Annotated in this window: 17 protein-coding genes; 11 read left to right on the forward strand and 6 right to left on the reverse strand. The window is 48.7% G+C overall.

Annotated elements, in window-relative coordinates; translation table 11 throughout:
* Positions 1-30 precede the first annotated feature (30 nt).
* Genes AB8S08_RS11105 through AB8S08_RS11120 form a run of 4 tightly spaced genes read left to right on the forward strand, consistent with a single transcriptional unit; the run spans position 31 to position 3,817 of the window.
* Complete coding sequence (locus tag AB8S08_RS11105) at positions 31-516, forward strand: YajQ family cyclic di-GMP-binding protein (protein ID WP_369742769.1); 486 nt, start codon at positions 31-33, stop codon at positions 514-516.
* Complete coding sequence (locus tag AB8S08_RS11110; protein WP_369742770.1) at positions 509-1,819, forward strand: diguanylate cyclase domain-containing protein; 1,311 nt, start codon at positions 509-511, stop codon at positions 1,817-1,819. The genes AB8S08_RS11105 and AB8S08_RS11110 overlap by 8 nt, the downstream gene beginning before the upstream one ends.
* Positions 1,800-2,531, forward strand: coding sequence for a class I SAM-dependent methyltransferase (locus AB8S08_RS11115; RefSeq protein ID WP_369742771.1), 732 nt, complete (start codon positions 1,800-1,802; stop codon positions 2,529-2,531). The genes AB8S08_RS11110 and AB8S08_RS11115 overlap by 20 nt, the downstream gene beginning before the upstream one ends.
* A complete protein-coding gene (locus tag AB8S08_RS11120; protein WP_369742772.1) occupies positions 2,528-3,817 on the forward strand; it encodes an anti-phage deoxyguanosine triphosphatase in 1,290 nt (429 codons plus the stop codon). The genes AB8S08_RS11115 and AB8S08_RS11120 overlap by 4 nt, the downstream gene beginning before the upstream one ends.
* On the opposite strand, the gene AB8S08_RS11125 is transcribed toward AB8S08_RS11120, so the two are convergent.
* A complete protein-coding gene (locus tag AB8S08_RS11125; protein ID WP_369742773.1) occupies positions 3,803-6,460 on the reverse strand; it encodes an EAL domain-containing protein in 2,658 nt (885 codons plus the stop codon). The two genes, AB8S08_RS11120 and AB8S08_RS11125, sit on opposite strands and share 15 nt — an antisense overlap.
* A 32-nt stretch (positions 6,461-6,492) precedes the next feature.
* Positions 6,493-7,131: a biliverdin-producing heme oxygenase gene (locus tag AB8S08_RS11130; RefSeq protein ID WP_369742774.1), complete on the reverse strand. Its 639-nt coding sequence runs from the start codon at positions 7,129-7,131 to the stop codon at positions 6,493-6,495.
* 129 nt (positions 7,132-7,260) lie between these two features.
* Here AB8S08_RS11130 and AB8S08_RS11135 point away from each other — a divergent pair, with 129 nt between their 5' ends.
* From AB8S08_RS11135 to AB8S08_RS11145, 3 genes are read left to right on the forward strand one after another with little or no spacing between them, the layout of a single operon-like run.
* Positions 7,261-7,740, forward strand: coding sequence for an EVE domain-containing protein (locus AB8S08_RS11135; RefSeq protein WP_162014567.1), 480 nt, complete (start codon positions 7,261-7,263; stop codon positions 7,738-7,740).
* Positions 7,737-8,327 (forward strand): TIGR00730 family Rossman fold protein, encoded by a 591-nt coding sequence (locus AB8S08_RS11140; protein WP_369742775.1) that lies wholly within the window; start codon positions 7,737-7,739, stop codon positions 8,325-8,327. The genes AB8S08_RS11135 and AB8S08_RS11140 overlap by 4 nt, the downstream gene beginning before the upstream one ends.
* A gap of 29 nt (positions 8,328-8,356) precedes the next feature.
* Positions 8,357-8,710 (forward strand): DUF6694 family lipoprotein, encoded by a 354-nt coding sequence (locus AB8S08_RS11145; RefSeq protein ID WP_369742776.1) that lies wholly within the window; start codon positions 8,357-8,359, stop codon positions 8,708-8,710.
* Position 8,711: 1 nt separating this feature from the next.
* Here AB8S08_RS11145 and AB8S08_RS11150 read toward each other — a convergent pair whose 3' ends face one another.
* The 3 genes from AB8S08_RS11150 to AB8S08_RS11160 are packed head-to-tail and all read right to left on the reverse strand — an operon-like array spanning position 8,712 to position 11,782.
* A complete protein-coding gene (locus AB8S08_RS11150; protein WP_110075558.1) occupies positions 8,712-9,656 on the reverse strand; it encodes an alpha/beta fold hydrolase in 945 nt (314 codons plus the stop codon).
* A complete protein-coding gene (locus AB8S08_RS11155) occupies positions 9,653-11,161 on the reverse strand; it encodes a flavin-containing monooxygenase (RefSeq protein WP_369742777.1) in 1,509 nt (502 codons plus the stop codon). Before AB8S08_RS11155 ends, AB8S08_RS11150 begins: the two co-directional genes overlap by 4 nt.
* Before the next feature lie 3 nt (positions 11,162-11,164).
* The gene (locus AB8S08_RS11160; RefSeq protein ID WP_153826930.1) at positions 11,165-11,782 is read right to left on the reverse strand and encodes a glutathione S-transferase family protein; all 618 of its coding nucleotides are present in this window, start codon (positions 11,780-11,782) and stop codon (positions 11,165-11,167) included.
* 110 nt (positions 11,783-11,892) lie between these two features.
* Here AB8S08_RS11160 and AB8S08_RS11165 point away from each other — a divergent pair, with 110 nt between their 5' ends.
* Both AB8S08_RS11165 and AB8S08_RS11170 read left to right on the forward strand, forming a co-directional pair.
* On the forward strand, positions 11,893-12,186 hold the full coding sequence (locus tag AB8S08_RS11165; protein ID WP_369742778.1) for a GGDEF domain-containing protein: 294 nt from the start codon (positions 11,893-11,895) through the stop codon (positions 12,184-12,186).
* Between the two features lie 30 nt (positions 12,187-12,216).
* Entirely contained in the window at positions 12,217-12,801 is a 585-nt protein-coding gene (locus tag AB8S08_RS11170) for a hypothetical protein (protein WP_369742779.1), read from the forward strand.
* Between the two features lie 7 nt (positions 12,802-12,808).
* Here AB8S08_RS11170 and AB8S08_RS11175 read toward each other — a convergent pair whose 3' ends face one another.
* Positions 12,809-13,837 (reverse strand): hypothetical protein, encoded by a 1,029-nt coding sequence (locus AB8S08_RS11175; RefSeq protein ID WP_369742780.1) that lies wholly within the window; start codon positions 13,835-13,837, stop codon positions 12,809-12,811.
* Between the two features lie 176 nt (positions 13,838-14,013).
* Between AB8S08_RS11175 and AB8S08_RS11180 the strand changes: the two genes are divergently transcribed.
* Together AB8S08_RS11180 and AB8S08_RS11185 are read left to right on the forward strand one after the other, a co-directional pair.
* Entirely contained in the window at positions 14,014-14,667 is a 654-nt protein-coding gene (locus AB8S08_RS11180) for a cytochrome c (RefSeq protein ID WP_369742781.1), read from the forward strand.
* A gap of 14 nt (positions 14,668-14,681) precedes the next feature.
* A complete protein-coding gene (locus tag AB8S08_RS11185; RefSeq protein WP_369742782.1) occupies positions 14,682-15,689 on the forward strand; it encodes a c-type cytochrome in 1,008 nt (335 codons plus the stop codon).
* Positions 15,690-15,722: the final 33 nt, after the last annotated feature.

A 15,722-nucleotide genomic window follows, 5' to 3' on the forward strand; every position in this document is an offset into this window, starting at 1 on the left:
ACCAACTTACTAACCAATGAGATTTTTGTCATGCCAAGTTTTGATGTTGTGTCTGAAATAGACAAAGTTGAACTGAAAAACGCCGTGGATAATGCCACCCGTGAACTCACTACACGCTTTGATTTTCGTGGGGTTCTAGCCACCATCGAGCAGCAAGAGTTAAGTGTTACCTTAACTTCAGAATCTGATTTTCAGATACGCCAAATTCAGGACATTTTTAATAATCATTGCGCTAAACGTAACATTAGTTTAGCCGGCTGTGACATACCTGATGAACCTACTCACAGTGGTAAAACTTTTAGCTTAACCATCAACTTTAAACAAGGCATTGATCAGCCTTTAGCTAAAAAAATCACGCAATTAATTAAAGCTAGCAAAATCAAAGTACAAAGTTCTATTCAGGGGGACAAAGTGCGAGTTACTGGAAAAAAACGCGATGACTTGCAAGAAGCCATTGCCTTGCTACGTCAATCAGACATAGAACAACCCTTGCAATATGAAAACTTCCGTGACTGATAAGTCAGTACTGGCGCGCGACTGGCAAGACCTCATTGAGAGCTTGCCTGGCGTGGTCTATCGGCTTGAAGCAAATAGCGCTAATCACTTCAAATTTACCTACGTTAGCCCCATCATTAAAGATTGGTTTGGATTTGACCCAGCTGATCTAGCAGTCGATGCCCAACCTTTACTTGCTTGTATTCATCCAGAGGATATTGAAGGTGTGCTTGGTTCCAGCGAGCATGCAGCTAGTAACGGCAGTTACTGGCATCAAGAATTCCGTATGCTCAAATCTAACCAACAAGAGGTTTGGTTAGAAGCCTACGACCGTGGGCACAAAGATGCATACGGCAATCGAGTGTGGACAGGTTACCTCAACGACACCAGCGAGCGCAAAGAACTAGAAAAGCGAGTGCAGGCTAGCGAAGCTTTGTTTCGGGGCATTGTGGAAAATGCCAACGACATCATCTTCACGCTTACCGCAAACGGCCAGTTCCAATATTTATCTCCTAATTGGCATGAGCAAATGGGCTATCAAGTACATGAATCAGCCTCACAAACCTTTGACAAGTTTGTCCATCCAGACGACATTGAAATTTGCCGTACTTATCTGCAGCACGTATTGGGTAATCCAGATGAGAAGATTCCAGCTATTGAATACCGAGTCTTAGCCGCCGATGGCAGCATTCAATGGCATACCAGTAATGGCACCGCTGTTACCGACCCAAACGGCCACGTCTTGTACTTTTTAGGGATTGCACGTGATATCACCGAGGCCAAACTAGCCCGGGATAAGTTAGCCCACATGGCCCGTTATGATCTGCTCACTGGGCTCCCTAACCGGGCCCATTTTCAAGAATTATTAGAGCTACAACTCAAGCATGCTCATAATCACGGCAAAGCACTGGCCGTGCTCTTTATTGATTTAGATAAGTTTAAGCCGGTCAACGATTGTCACGGCCATGCAGTGGGCGACTCCTTGCTTAAAATCGTAGCCCAACGCATTCAACGCGCCTTGCGCGACCATGATGTTGCGGGACGTATTGGTGGTGATGAATTTACTGCGCTGCTGAATGGTTTTGAGCGTGATCCTAACCTGATTGAGGCCGAGGCCAAACAAGTTGCAGAGCGGATCCGCCACGCCTTAGAGCAACCTATTCATATCGACGAATTACACTTAGAGGTTTCTGCCAGTATCGGCGTCGCTTTGTATCCCTACCATGCAGAACAGTTAGGAGACCTCATGCGCCAAGCCGACCAAGCTATGTATAACGCCAAGGCGGCGGGGCGTAATTGCGTCCATGTGTGCCCGTTGCCCTGATGGCCAAATGATGATGCCATCCATGCAAGCAGCGCCGGCTTGTCCATTATGTGCTGCAGTTGCCACTAAGCTATGTTATCAACAGGCAAAAGGCGCACTCACGGGGCGGCGCTATTGGCATTGCCAACAATGCCAATTAATCCATGTCGCAGCAGCCGATCAACTCACTGCCGAGCAAGAAAAAGCCGAATACGACTTGCATCAAAATAGTCCCGCAGATGTCGGCTATCGCACCTTTTTAGACCGCTTAGTGCAGCCACTGGTAGCCCAACTGCAGCAAACTCATCAAAAGCCAGCACAAGGGTTAGATTTTGGTTGTGGCCCTGGCCCTACATTAGCATCGATGCTTAACGATTACGGTCATCACTGTGCCAACTACGATCTCTACTATGCCTATCAGCCGGAACTGTTAAAGCACCAATACGATTTTATCACCTGCACCGAGGTGGTCGAACACCTCGCCCAACCGGGCCTCGTACTGCAGCAATTGTTGGACTGCCTTAAACCCGGTGGCTGGTTGGCCATCATGACCCAACGCTGGACCGCACTAGAACGCTTTGCTGGCTGGCGGTATCGCCATGACCCCACCCATATCAGCTTTTTTCACGAGCAAACTTTTCGTTGCTGGGCACACCTGCATGGCTTGCAGCTTCACCTTCATCCGCGCGATGTTGTACTATTGCGTAAACCCTTAACGGATAAGCACCCATGACAGCAATTTGGCAACAACGACGTTCCGGTGGCCCGCAGCCACGTCCCGGTGATTTACGCACCGCTTGGCAGCGTGATCGCGCCCGCGTACTCCATTCAGCGGCATTTCGTCGGTTACAGTCGAAAACCCAAATCATGAACGTGGGTGAAAACGACTTTTATCGAACGCGCCTAACCCACTCCCTTGAAGCCGCACAAATCGGCGCCTCACTGATCAATCAGTTGCAACAGGTCAGCGCGCCAGAATTAGCCGCTATGCTGCCTGATCTCAACTTAATGGAAACCCTTTGTTTAGCCCATGATATCGGCCACCCCCCGTTTGGTCATGGTGGTGAAACGGCGCTCAATTATAAAATGTTGGGGGCAGGTGGGTTTGAGGGTAATGGCCAAACGTTTCGAATCGTAGGCAAACTTGAAGCTTACCACCCGCAGCATGGGATGGATTTAACCCGCCGTACCCTACTGGGGCTATTAAAGTATCCGGTTTTGATGCCGCCGTTGTCGGCCCCACCACCAACCTCACAGCCAATCAGCCTGAGCCAATTTAAGCCAGCAAAAGCATTGTTTGCATGTGATGCCGACCTGCTCGACTGGGTGTTAGACCCACTCAGCAACCAAGACCGCGAACTGTTCCAACAAGTGCAACAATTACCACAATCGCCATGGCAACGCTCACTGCACAAATCTTTGGATGCGAGCCTGATGGAGCTGGCCGATGATATCGCCTATGGCGTGCATGATTTGGAAGATGCGGTGGTAACAGGCACCTTAAATGAAAGCCAATGGCATGGCCATCTAGACCAAATCTTGGTGCAGCTACCGAACGAGTTGGCAGCACTTATGCAGCAACTTGGCCAACAGCTTTTTGCCAACGAACATCATCTGCGTAAAAATGCCATTGGCGCTATGGTGAATATTTTTGTTACCGCAATTCGCTTAGAGCAGGTGCTAGAAGCAGCTGAGCAACCTTTGATTGCTTATAATGCAACCTTACCTGAGGCTGAACGCCTGTTACTCAATAGTTTGAAAAGTGTGGTGTTTGAGCATGTAATTAACGACCCAGCGATTCAGCAATTACGCTATCGTAGTCAGAACATGCTGCTAGATTTATTTACAGCTTTGCACACTGAGCCAGAGCGCCTGTTGCCACGCAATACCCGCACCCGCTGGTTACAAGCTGGCAGCCAAGGGGGCCCAACTGCTGCCGATCGTATTTTGTGCGACTACGTAGCCGGGATGACCGACGATTATGCGGAACGTATGTACCGCAATTTATTTATGGTTTAGCCAAGCCAGTAATTCTGGCAGCGGCAGTGGTTTGCAGAATAAGAAACCTTGCATGTAATCACAGGCGTAGCGCTGTAAATAGGCTAGCTCCGCCTCGGTTTCTACACCTTCTGCCACGGTCGCTATGCCAAGCTCCGCGGCCATGGTTAAGATGCCTCGGGTGATAGCCGCATTGGCTGTATTCTGATGAATATTGTCAATAAAGCTGCGGTCTATTTTTAAACGTTGCGCTGGTATCCGAGTTAAATAGCTCAAGCTTGCATAGCCAGTACCAAAATCGTCTAGTGCTATCTCTAGCCCCAATTCGCGTAGTTGCTGCAAAATCTCAAAGATATGGCTGCTGTCGCGCATCAAGACATTTTCTGTAATTTCTGCCACCAGTTGCCCGGGGCGTAAGTTATACGGCTTAATGATTCGCTCTACCGACTCGACAAAATCATCACGATAAAACTGCATCGGCGAGAAGTTCACCGCCACATGGGGCACCCCAGCTTCACGTAAGGTTTGGCTATCCATACAAGCCTGATTAAGCACCCACTCACTAATTGCGATGATTTGGCCGGTCTTTTCCGCTAATGGAATAAACTCTGCTGGTGAGATAAACCCCTGTTCCGGATGCTTCCACCGAATCAAGGCTTCCACCCCGTGGATGGCCCCCTGCGCACTTACAATCGGCTGGTAGAATAACTCAAATTGTTGCTGCGCAATGGCTTCTTGTAACTGCGAGCGGCGCTGAATCTGTAATTGTGCCCCCTCATCAAACACTGGCGAGAACCACTGCAAACCGTTGCTACCGCGGCGCTTAACTTCATACATAGCAACATCGGCGTGTTGAATCAGCTGATTCGGATACCGCACACTGCTGTCGTTAGTAGCAATCCCAATCGCCGCCGATAAAGATACTTCTGCTTGTTCAAACACAAAGGGACGGAGGAACTGATCGAGCAATCGTTGCGCAAGCTGGGTTACTGCGGCAACTGAGGTTTGGCTCTGAACCACGGCAACAAATTCGTCACCTCCAAAGCGCGCCAGCAAGTCTTCTGCTGGTAATACAGCACGCAGCCGCTGCCCTGTCTGCACTAAAATTTCATCACCAAACTCATGACCCAAACTATCATTGATAGGTTTAAAGCCATCCAAATCAATAAATAAAACAAAGACGGATTTTAGCGCTGCGGAGTCGTCGGCTAGCGCTTGCTGTAAACGCTGTTCTAACATGCTGCGGTTGGGTAATCCTGTTAAAGGATCATGGCTGGCATGAAAAGCGAGGCTATGTTCCCGCTCTACCCGCTCGGTGATATCCGTTTGCACTCCTACCCAGTGAGTTAGCTCACCTTGATCATCGCGTACCGGTGACAACAGTAATTCATTCCAAAACATGCTGCCGTCTTTGCGGTAATTCTTGATAATAGTACGAGCTTCTAGCTGCTTAGCTATGGCTTCATTTATTTCCGCTATCGCCGCCGGATCCGTATCCGGGCCGCGCAGTTTATCGCAATTATCCCCTAGCATTTCTGCTTCTGAATAACCGGTAATTTGAGTAAACGCTGGATTGACATAGATTAAGGGATAACCCGGTTTACGTGCATCACTGATCACAATGCCATCAGTGCTTGATTCTAAGCAACGGCGGAACAACACCAAGCGCTCTTCATCTTCGCGTTGCTGGGTGACGTCTTTTGCAATTCCATGCACGCCCACAACCTGATGATTCACCTTCATCGGCATGTTGGTAATATTGAGGGTTCGCAGTTGGCCCGCACTATTTAAAATGCGGATTTCATAGCGCTGCGGCTGCCCTGCCACAGCAGCGAGAAAATGTTCCCGAGTACGTTGCTTGTCTTCTTCTAGTACCACCACATCGTAACGCTGGCCTAGTATTTCTCGCTCCGAAGCTTGCACCAAGGCTTCACCAGCGGCGTTTAAACTGGTAAAACGCCCCTCTAAATCTAGCGTAAACACTGCCTCTGGATTGTAGGCAAACAAAGAATTAGCTCGCTGCTCGCTGCGTTCGCGCGCCAAGCGTTCATGGTGTTGTTGCATCACTAGGGCTAAGAGTTCACAGCTACGTTCAATGATGGCGCGTTGTTGCTGATTAGGTAACCGCTCGCGCTCGGAGTAGACCGCAAGAGTACCCAAGAGCTGCTGCTGGGCGGTATACACTGGAAAGGACCAAGCTGAGCTTAGCTTAAACTGCTTTATTAATGGCATAAAGGCTTCAAATCGAGTGTCTTCATGCATCTTGGCAACCACCACCGGATGCCCTTGCGCGGCGGCCGTGCCACAGGCGCCCACACCGTTAGCAATAGGTAACATTTGCAAGCCATCAAACAAAGGTTTAGGTAACCGTGCAGTCGCCACCGCGCTTAAACTGGTGCGTTGTTCATTTACTACCATCACCGAAGCTAAACTAAACGGAATTTGTGATTCTAGCAAAGCACAAATTCGCGATAGTTTTTGCTCCAACGGTTGGTCCGTAGCAATACTGCTCAAAGTATCGTAGTTGGCCTGTACCCACTGCTTCAATAACCGTTGTTGATAACGTGCTCGCAACCAAAACCACAAGGCGCCAGCACCCGTAGCCATAGTGACTATGAGTAAGATAAAAATGAACAATAATAGGTTGTTTTCAATGGCTATCATTACAGTCAATGGCTTACTTAGTAAGGTTCAAGCTAATTAGCATACTCGGCGCTCTTGGCTGATGTTAAGGGTGCGCCTAATGGCGCCTTGAGCTGCTCAATATAGCTGGTAAATGCTTGTTGCGCTGCATCAATCACATCATTGGAATCAGCAGCAGCAACCTGTTGTGCAAACAGCAAAAATTGCGACCACGCCTGCGGCGCAATCGAACGCGAAAAAAAACTACAAGGTGAGTTAGGCAATTGGCGTTGCAGGCGCTTGGCAATCACTGCCGCCCCTAGACGAGATCCTTCTAGAACATACAGCCAACCAACCAATGCTGGCAGCGAGCCGATGGCTACGGGTGCCATAGTCTCTGAATGCGCGAGCTCAGCTTGGTTCGTCATATTCTTCACGGCCGCCATTGTAGGAATGTCACATTGCAGTTTTATTAAATCATCATCAAGCCAAGCCAATCGGGCTTGCAAGGGATAGCCCAACCGCAACTCCTGCACGCCCTGCTGCACCGCTGCTTCTAACTGCTGATGAGCAGGGTACATGTGCTGCAGTATTTGCCGATAGCGCGCTTCGGTTAAATCCGCACTCATCAACTCCGACATCATAGTGTGTCGATCTAAGTGGCTATGAAGTGCAGCAGTGGCGGCGCGTAGTTGCTCGAGTAAAGATGTCATCGTTTGGCGTACAAAATTCATCCTATTTATGAAGGTAGCATGACAGAAACAGGCTATTATGCCAATAAATTATTAGCTATAGTGAGTGACCGATAAAGATACCTAGTAAGTTCAAACAAGGATTATCCCGTGCAGTATTGGTTAATGAAAACCGAACCAGACGAATGCAGCATTGATGATTTTGCCAAAACGCCAGCAGCGGTGATCCGCTGGGATGGTGTGCGTAATTATCAAGCCCGCAACTTTATGCAAGACATGCACATAGGTGATGAAGTATTTATCTACCACTCCAGCTGTGCCAAGATTGGTGTTGCTGGTCTGGTACGTGTGGTGCGTGCCGCCTACCCAGATCCAACGCAATTTGATTCTGCTTCAACGTATTTTGATAGCAAAAGTCAGCCTGATAAGCCACGCTGGGTGGCAGTTGATTTACAGTACATAAGACGGTTTACTGAGGTGATTCCCTTAGCTGCCATTAAAACCATGCCGGCCTTTACTGATCACCCGTTAGTGGCCAAGGGTAATCGCCTTAGTGTGGTTCCTATTAGCTCTGAACAACGCGAAGCGCTTAATCAACGCGCTAATCGCCACAAGGAAGATGACGTATGACTAAGCTTTCAACCATTTGCGTTTATTGTGGTTCTAATCCTGGCTTTTCGCCAGTGTACACTGACGCGACCATCGAACTTGCTGATGCCTTAGTTGAGCAAGGTATTCGATTGGTCTACGGCGGCGCCAAAGTAGGGCAAATGGGACAACTTGCCGACCGCGTATTGGCACAAGGCGGTGAAGTGATAGGCATTATGCCACAAGCACTGGTCGACAAAGAGGTTGCTCACCATGGTCTAACCCAACTGCATGTGGTGACATCCATGCACGAGCGCAAAGCTATGATGGCCGAACTTGCTGATGGCTTTATTGCGATGCCAGGCGGCATGGGCACACTTGAAGAAATTTTTGAGGTCGTCACTTGGGCACAACTTGGCTTTCACCAAAAACCGTGCGCTCTTTTGAATGTGGACGGTTATTACACCGCCCTACTAACCTTTTTAGATAACACTGTATCGCAAGGGTTTGTTAAAGATGAGCATCGGCAATTGCTGTTAAATGATAGCAATGCACCGGATCTGATTGCCCAAATGCATGCCTATGAGGCGCCTACAGTAACTAAATGGCTTACTAAATCAGAACTTTAACTTATCTGAATAGACAACAAGGAAGACCTATGACAAACCTAGTAAAATTACTCACTGCTGGCCTACTTGCACTTAGTTTGGTCGGTTGCGGCGACGGCTTATCCTTAGGTGGTTCGTCGGCTGCTCGCCTAGACACATCGTCTGAGCAAGCCTATGAAGCTTCATTAAAAGAAGTAACGGCACCTATGACAGCGGCAGAAAAACGCCAGTTTCAAGCTGACCTGAGCAATATTGTGGTTAGTGCTCAGTTAGTGAAAATGTCGAGTAGCGGCAACGCCTCGCCAGACGAAGTGCAAGCAGAAGTGCTGGCTGAGCTAGACGGCAAAACTGCGAAGCAAGTAAGCGATATGGCGAAAAAATATCGCGAACAATTAAGTAATTAAACTAGAGCCGCCGCGCTAAAAACGCTTCAACTTGCGCGGCGGTTATCGCCGGTTGCTCAACCATCGGCATATGTCCAATTTCTGGTAGTAACAATAACTCACTCGCGGCAATTCCCTGCTGCCACAAAGGCGCGGCACTGGCGCTCAGAATACGATCGCGTTCGCCCCAAATAATCAAAGTGGGTGCCGAAATCTGCGGCAACCGCTCATCTAAACTATCATGCAATCTGAAGTCCTGCGCAATATGTGCGTAGGCATCTCGGCGCTCAATATAACGCTCTGCTACACCTCGCAATACAAATTCGGGTGCAAACGGCGGTTGTGCCATAGTCAGGTGATAAAACCGCATAAATTGGCCAATATTAGCAATCTCAAAAGGCGATTGCCCGGCCGCAAACAAAGCCTCGGTTTCACTAAGTTGCGGCGGCGTGACACCGGCAGGGTCCAGCACGATTAAAGCCTGAGTTTGAGCTGGGTATTGCAACGCAAAATGAGCGGCAATCATGCCCCCCATCGAGTTTCCGGCAACAATTGCTTGGTCTATCTGCAACGCTTGCAATAGTGCTGCGATACGATCGGCCTGGGCCGTGGCGCGATAAGACCATTCGGGGTGGTAGCCGGTTTCACCATGGCCGGCCAGATCAGGTATCAGTACCCGATAGCCTGCGTCTAGATGATTAGCAAACCGCAGCCATAGTTCTTTTGAGGCCGTGTAGCCATGCAACAACACCAGCGTCGGCGCTTGCTCACCAGCAGCCACCTCGGCTTGACGCTCATACAGCACTAACTCTAATTCATCTAGCTTCACCGTGCGTTTGCTAAAGCCATACCACTGAGCTTCTAATTTGGCCGTTTGGTCATACACCCACAAACCAACGCTTGGACTTTGGGTGGCAAGCCAAGTCACGCCCAACAAGAGAATCAGCGCAGGAATGATTTTTTTCATGAGGATAGCTCCGATGTTGTGGCCGAATAAAGCAACTGATGATGTTGCGGTTTAAAATGGCTGGCCATCCACCTAAAAGTAAAACTAAAGCCAGGGAACATCGCAATCACATGCCCACTTTTGCTCTTGTACCAACTGTTACAGCCACCACTGTGCCACACGGTTTTCTTCATTTCGTGATGAATCATGCTGGTATAATTTTGCTCAGCATCTGCTTTTACTTCAATTGCCGTGGCCTGTTGTTGGCGCAGGTGATCTAAACAGCTCATGATGTACTTTAGCTGTGACTCAATCACAAAAATCGCGGACGTATGACCAATACCTGTATTGGGCCCGGTCACCAAGTACAAATTGGGGAATTGCGGCAAACAGGTACCTAAATAGGCATGCGGAAAAGGTTGCCAAGCCTGCTGCAACGATAGGCCATCACGCCCAATAATCTCAAAGCCAATCGCCCCATCGGTGGCATCAAAGCCGGTTGAATAGACAATCATGTCTAGGTCAATCTGCTGCCCCTGCTGGGTAACGATACCGCGCTCGTTGATTTCGGCTATCGCATCGTGCTTGTCATGCAAACTCACCTGCGGCAGTTGTAACGCCGGGTACAGCGTATTTGACACAATAATACGTTTACAACCGATGGTGTAATCTGGCGTCAATTTTGCCCGCAGTTCGGCATCTTGTACTTGTGAACGTAGATGTTTAAGTGCTTTACGCTGGGCAAAGAACTTAATCAGTGAATGGGAATATTTAAACGCTAAAACCCGCCACTCAAGCCCCCAATAAATAGCTTTGCGCAGAGTTTGATAACCCAACTTAGTGGCGAGTAGACGCCGTGCTACGGGTCCAAAAACTCGATCTGGGCGTGGCATCACCCAGTGTGGTGAACGCTGAAACACATGCAACTGCGCAACCTCATTGGCAATACTAGGAATAACTTGGGCCGCGCTAGCACCCGAGCCAATCACGGCGACCCGTTTACCTTGATAAGGCACGTCATGACGCCACTGGTTGGTATGAAAACTCACCCCTTGAAAGCGCTCACGCCCTTTAAAGTCAGGAATAACCGCATTACTTAGTGGCCCTTGCGCGCAAATCACTGAGCGCGCATACACCGCCGGCTTATTCGCTATGCTCAGCTGCCAGCATTGCTGCTCTGCTAGCCAGCGCAACTCAGTTACTTGGCTTTCTAATTGAGTTTTATCTCGCAGTTGGTACTTCTCAATCACTTGCTCGGTGTAGGCAGCCAGCTCGGGCTGTTTCGCAAACATTTGCGACCACACATAAGGCTCACTCGCCAACGAATAGAGTGGCGACTGCACATCTACTTGCGCGCCTGGATAACTATTCTGGCACCAAGTGCCGCCCATGAATGAACGCCGTTCCAGCATCACAAAATCTTGCTGACTACGTTTGAGCAACTGAATGGCGGCACTTTGGCCGCCAAAACCAGTCCCGATGATGGCAACGCTAATGGGCTTAGCGACTGAGCTACCTGCCGTCATCGGTTAGACTTTTGCTGAGGGGCGAGCTGCTATCCGCTCGTACCAAGCACTGAGATTCGGCAGACTACTATCTGCGCGCAGTTTAACCACACGAGCGAACGCTAAAGTCGCAAAAGCATTGATATCAGCAGCGCTAAACTCATCTCCTACCAAATAATCATGTGTGGCTAAATGCTGATCCAAAAACGCCATAAATTCTTGCGCTTTACCATGGCAATCTTGGCCATATTCCGGGAAACACGTCATCCGATCTTTGAAGTAACCGGAAGTATGTTGAAAGCACATGCCCACTGGCATCATAAAATAGAAATCAATCCAGCGTAGCCATTGCTCAATCAATGCTTTTTGTTTTGGGCTAGTTCCCAACAGCGGTAGTGTTTCAGGGTGGGCTTCTTCAACATAACGACAAATCGCCATGGTTTCAGCCAAACAAGTACCATCATCAAGTTCTAACACAGGTACTTTTTTCATCGGGTTACGAGCCACAAATTCAGGAGTCAGGTTCTCGCCTTTAGCTAAATCAATTTCAATGCATTCAACCTGCTCTAAAAGGCCTTTTTCGGCCATAAACATGCGTACGCGACGCGGATTTGGAGCCGTTGCTGTTTCATATAATTTCATCTGTTAGTTCCTCTTATTTGTGGCTTTTTTAAGCTGCTACATAGCATTACATTGTTTGTGGTTTTGTACCAGACTAATTAGCTTAACTTTGTTACTGTAATCTTCTTTTGATGAACAACAGTCGCAGTGGTGACTTTGTGTTTAGGATGGGTGGTGAAGAGTTTTTGCTGGTGATTGTCGATACGGATGTAAATAGTGCGCAAAATGTGGCCGAAAAGGTCCGCAAAGTCATAGAAAAAGAAGTATTCTTGTTACCTAACGAGCAGCAGCTCAAAGTAACCGTAAGTATGGGATTAGCAGCGTTTGCTGGCCATCCCGATTATCAATTACTACTGAAAGCAGCTGACCAAGCTTTGTATCGTGCCAAACAACAGGGTCGAAACCGCCTAGAGTTAGCGCAATAGAGACCCGATAACGCTTGATGAGGTAATTCTATGACCCTAGCTTTACGTAAGCCATTATTACTAAGCCTGTGCCTAGTTAGCTGGTTGATGGTCACGGGCTGTCAAAGCACCCATCAAGCTGAGGTTGCACCAAGCGCTGACACTAAGCGCGAACTGCTGCGCGAAGTTGAGCGGTTAGGCCATTTGCTCTATCAAGCTCACACCAGCGGCGCACACAAATTAGAGTTCAGTGACCAACAGCGCGAGGTTTTTGCTGAGTTGCGGCCGCTCTACTGTGCCGGTAATTATACTGAGTTAGGGGTAACGGATGACACCAATGGCAGCACCTATTGGTATGCCATCAAGTTCAGTGACGATGCCGACACAGTGGTGTTTGGACGACACCTTAAATTGATTCAAAAAGCCAATGGTGAATACGATTCCAGCTTGTCATCACGGGGGTGTTTAGATGTGCCACTCACCCAGACTGGCTCACTATTTGCTAGCCATTCAGCTTCTGACTATCCGAATGAGTTTCATGTGTTTTTGAGTTTGTTTCATCAACAGAAGATCTACGTGGATACCAGCTCAGGGCTGTATCGTGTTGAAGCCGGCACGATACAGCAAATTGGCTAGGTGCTAGTTACCAGTTCCACATCGCCCACACCCCGACTTCGTTCTGAGTACGGTCGATAATCACATCAGCAATATCACTTTGCTTGGCAACAAAGGCTAGTGTCAGTGACGGCATCACTTTCCAATCCACCCCTAGTTGCAAATAATCTTGCTCCAATTCTGGTTTCAACCGGCGGCTGGGGTGAGTAATATCGTAGCGCACAAACGCTGAGTGTTTGGCACTAAAAGCATAACTGGCCCATGCACTCCAGCCATCACTGGCATCTTCGGTAGCGGATGTGACTTGCTTCCAGTTATCGTTATAGACGTACTCAACACCTGCCCGCATGCCTTTTTTCATGTAGCTTAAAGCCATATTCCAGCGTTGTGCGTTATGCAACTTATCTATATTACTGCCTTTGTCTAACGCCCGCGTCCCTTCGTACCAGCCCATGGCTAAATCAAAGGTTGGCGTAACATGCCAAATAGCCGCCGCCTCTATATCTACTTGGTCGGCTACTTTAGGCTTCTTAAAACCAGCTCCAGTCACCATGGCCACACCATAAGAAAAGTGCTCACCTTTTTGGCCAACATGCACGCCTAAGTCGGTTGGCCCAGCAAACTGATTTTTGGGGTTGATACTTGGGTCTATGTAGCGATAACCGACCCTACGAGCCACGTAATCTATCCAAGGTAATTCAGCGACACCAAGCTTTAAATAATAGCCGTTGTCCCAATTGCGCTGCACATAGGCGTGACGAAACCAAACATCGGTCGGGTCTTGCTGGCGTTGCCACTGCACATCAGTCGTCACCTTTAGCATCCAATCCGCATTGAACGAGTGTTCTACGTCAATATAGAAGCGCTTCAAATCCGGTTGCCAACCTTCATTATCGGTGCGTTGATCACCTATCTGTAGATTGCTGAAGTTAGCAAACACCTGTCCTGAAATTTTTGTTGGCGACATTTCAGCCGCCATCGCTGCTGGAGCCAGCAAAAGTGCTGCAGCAACAGCAACGGCGCTGCCCAATTGATTCATTTCACCCAATGTCATCATGACGTCTCCTTCCTACGGGGGTTTTTGACCACGTTAGTCGTAATACCTGATACCGGGCCAAGCAATGACCTGTATCAACAAACGATCAACCACAAAACCTTACATTATGTAGGTATTTTATATTAGAATAAGCTAAAATTCGAAGGTTAATAGCTCAACCAACAAAGGATGTACTGATGAAGATCAAAGTATTATTTGCCGCTTTGGTGTGCGCAGGCTTAATGCAGGCGCCAGCCTATGCGAAGGGCGATGCCGCCAATGGTCAAGCTTTGGCCACTCAGGGAGATGGTAGTGGAGCACCCTGTGCAGCTTGTCATGGTGCCAATGGCGAAGGGATGGCCGCTGGCACCTTTCCACGCATTGCTGGCTTAGATGCCGATTATGCCCTGCGCCAAATGGTAGCATTCCAACAAGGTAAACGCGTTAACCCTGCCATGACCATGAACATTGATAACTTTAACCAGCAACAACTGGCAGATTTAGCGGCCTACTTTGCTACGTTACCGGTAGCAGCACCTGCTGCTGCAACGGCTTCTCAAGCCCAATTAGAATTGGGTGAAAAACTCGCGCTACAAGGTGATTGGGATAATTATTTACCTCCTTGCGCCAGCTGCCATGGCCCCAACAATCAGGGCGTAGATGGTAACTTTCCTGGCATTGCAGGGCAGCACGCCAGTTACTTGAAGCAACAACTACAAGCTTGGCAACAAGGGCAACGTCAATCAGATCCGGTGCAATTAATGGAGGCCATCGCTAAACGGCTAAGCCCGGAACAAATTGATGCCGTTGCTGCTTATTTGGCGAGCCAACCAGCCGCGCCACAGCAGTAAGGAGAACCAGCACTATGAAATCACTCAATGCGATTACTTTAAGCCTTGCGGCGCTATTTACTGCAAGCCTCTCGGTGGCTGCCATCGCGATGCAAAATAACGATGTGAGCCAAGTTAAACTACCCAGCATGAAGCCAGGGCAATACGATCACCAAGCACCAACTTTGGCCGATATTGAAAATGATAGCGAGCTGCACCCAGAACTCAAGAAAGTGGTGCTTAAAGGCCGCGATCTCTTCATGAACACACAACAATTGCGCGGCAAGTACGTGTTTAATGACATGAACTGTAAATCGTGCCACATGGGAGAGGGCCGCATGGCGTGGTCTGGCCCGGTATGGCCGGCGGCCACCACATTGCCGGATTTCAGAGGCAAAAATGGCCACGTTAACTCGTTAGAAGAACGGATTGCTGGCTGTTTTTCATTTTCGATGAACGGTACCGCACCCGAGTACGGTAGCGACACCATGCTGGCGTTAGCGGCTTATCATCAGTACATGGCGAAAGGCGCCAAAGTATATGACCGTAACATCGGCGGCCGTGGTTTTAGCTCACTCGGCAAAGATATACCAAAAGATGTCAGCTTTGGCCAAGGTGCAGCTGTTTATGCTAATAACTGTGCGGTCTGCCACGGCCCTAATGGCGAAGGCAAAAAAGTTAATGGCGAGGTGGTATTCCCACCGTTATGGGGCGATGGTTCCTATAACTGGGGTGCGGGCATGACGCGTATTTTTACCGCGGCATCTTTTATTCAGAATAATATGCCATTAGGCCAACCGGGGCGGTTAAGTGATAAAGAAGCTTGGGATGTCGCCTACTTTATTAATGCGCAAGAACGCCCTCAGGACCCTCGTTATACTGGTGATGCCAAAGAAACTCGACAAAAGTATCTTAACTTTCACAAAGCAACCCTATACGGCACTGAGGTGAACGGGAAAGTACTTGGACAACATGATAACACCGGAGAGAAGCCATTTCTCAAACCGGAAGTGTTAAAACCACGTACTTTTGGTGACGAGTAACGGCTAGCGCTAACTTGCTGCTAGCAGCGTACA

The organism is Pseudidiomarina sp. PP-1MA (genome assembly GCF_041200125.1).
Classification (GTDB): Bacteria; Pseudomonadota; Gammaproteobacteria; order Enterobacterales; family Alteromonadaceae; genus Pseudidiomarina; species Pseudidiomarina fusca.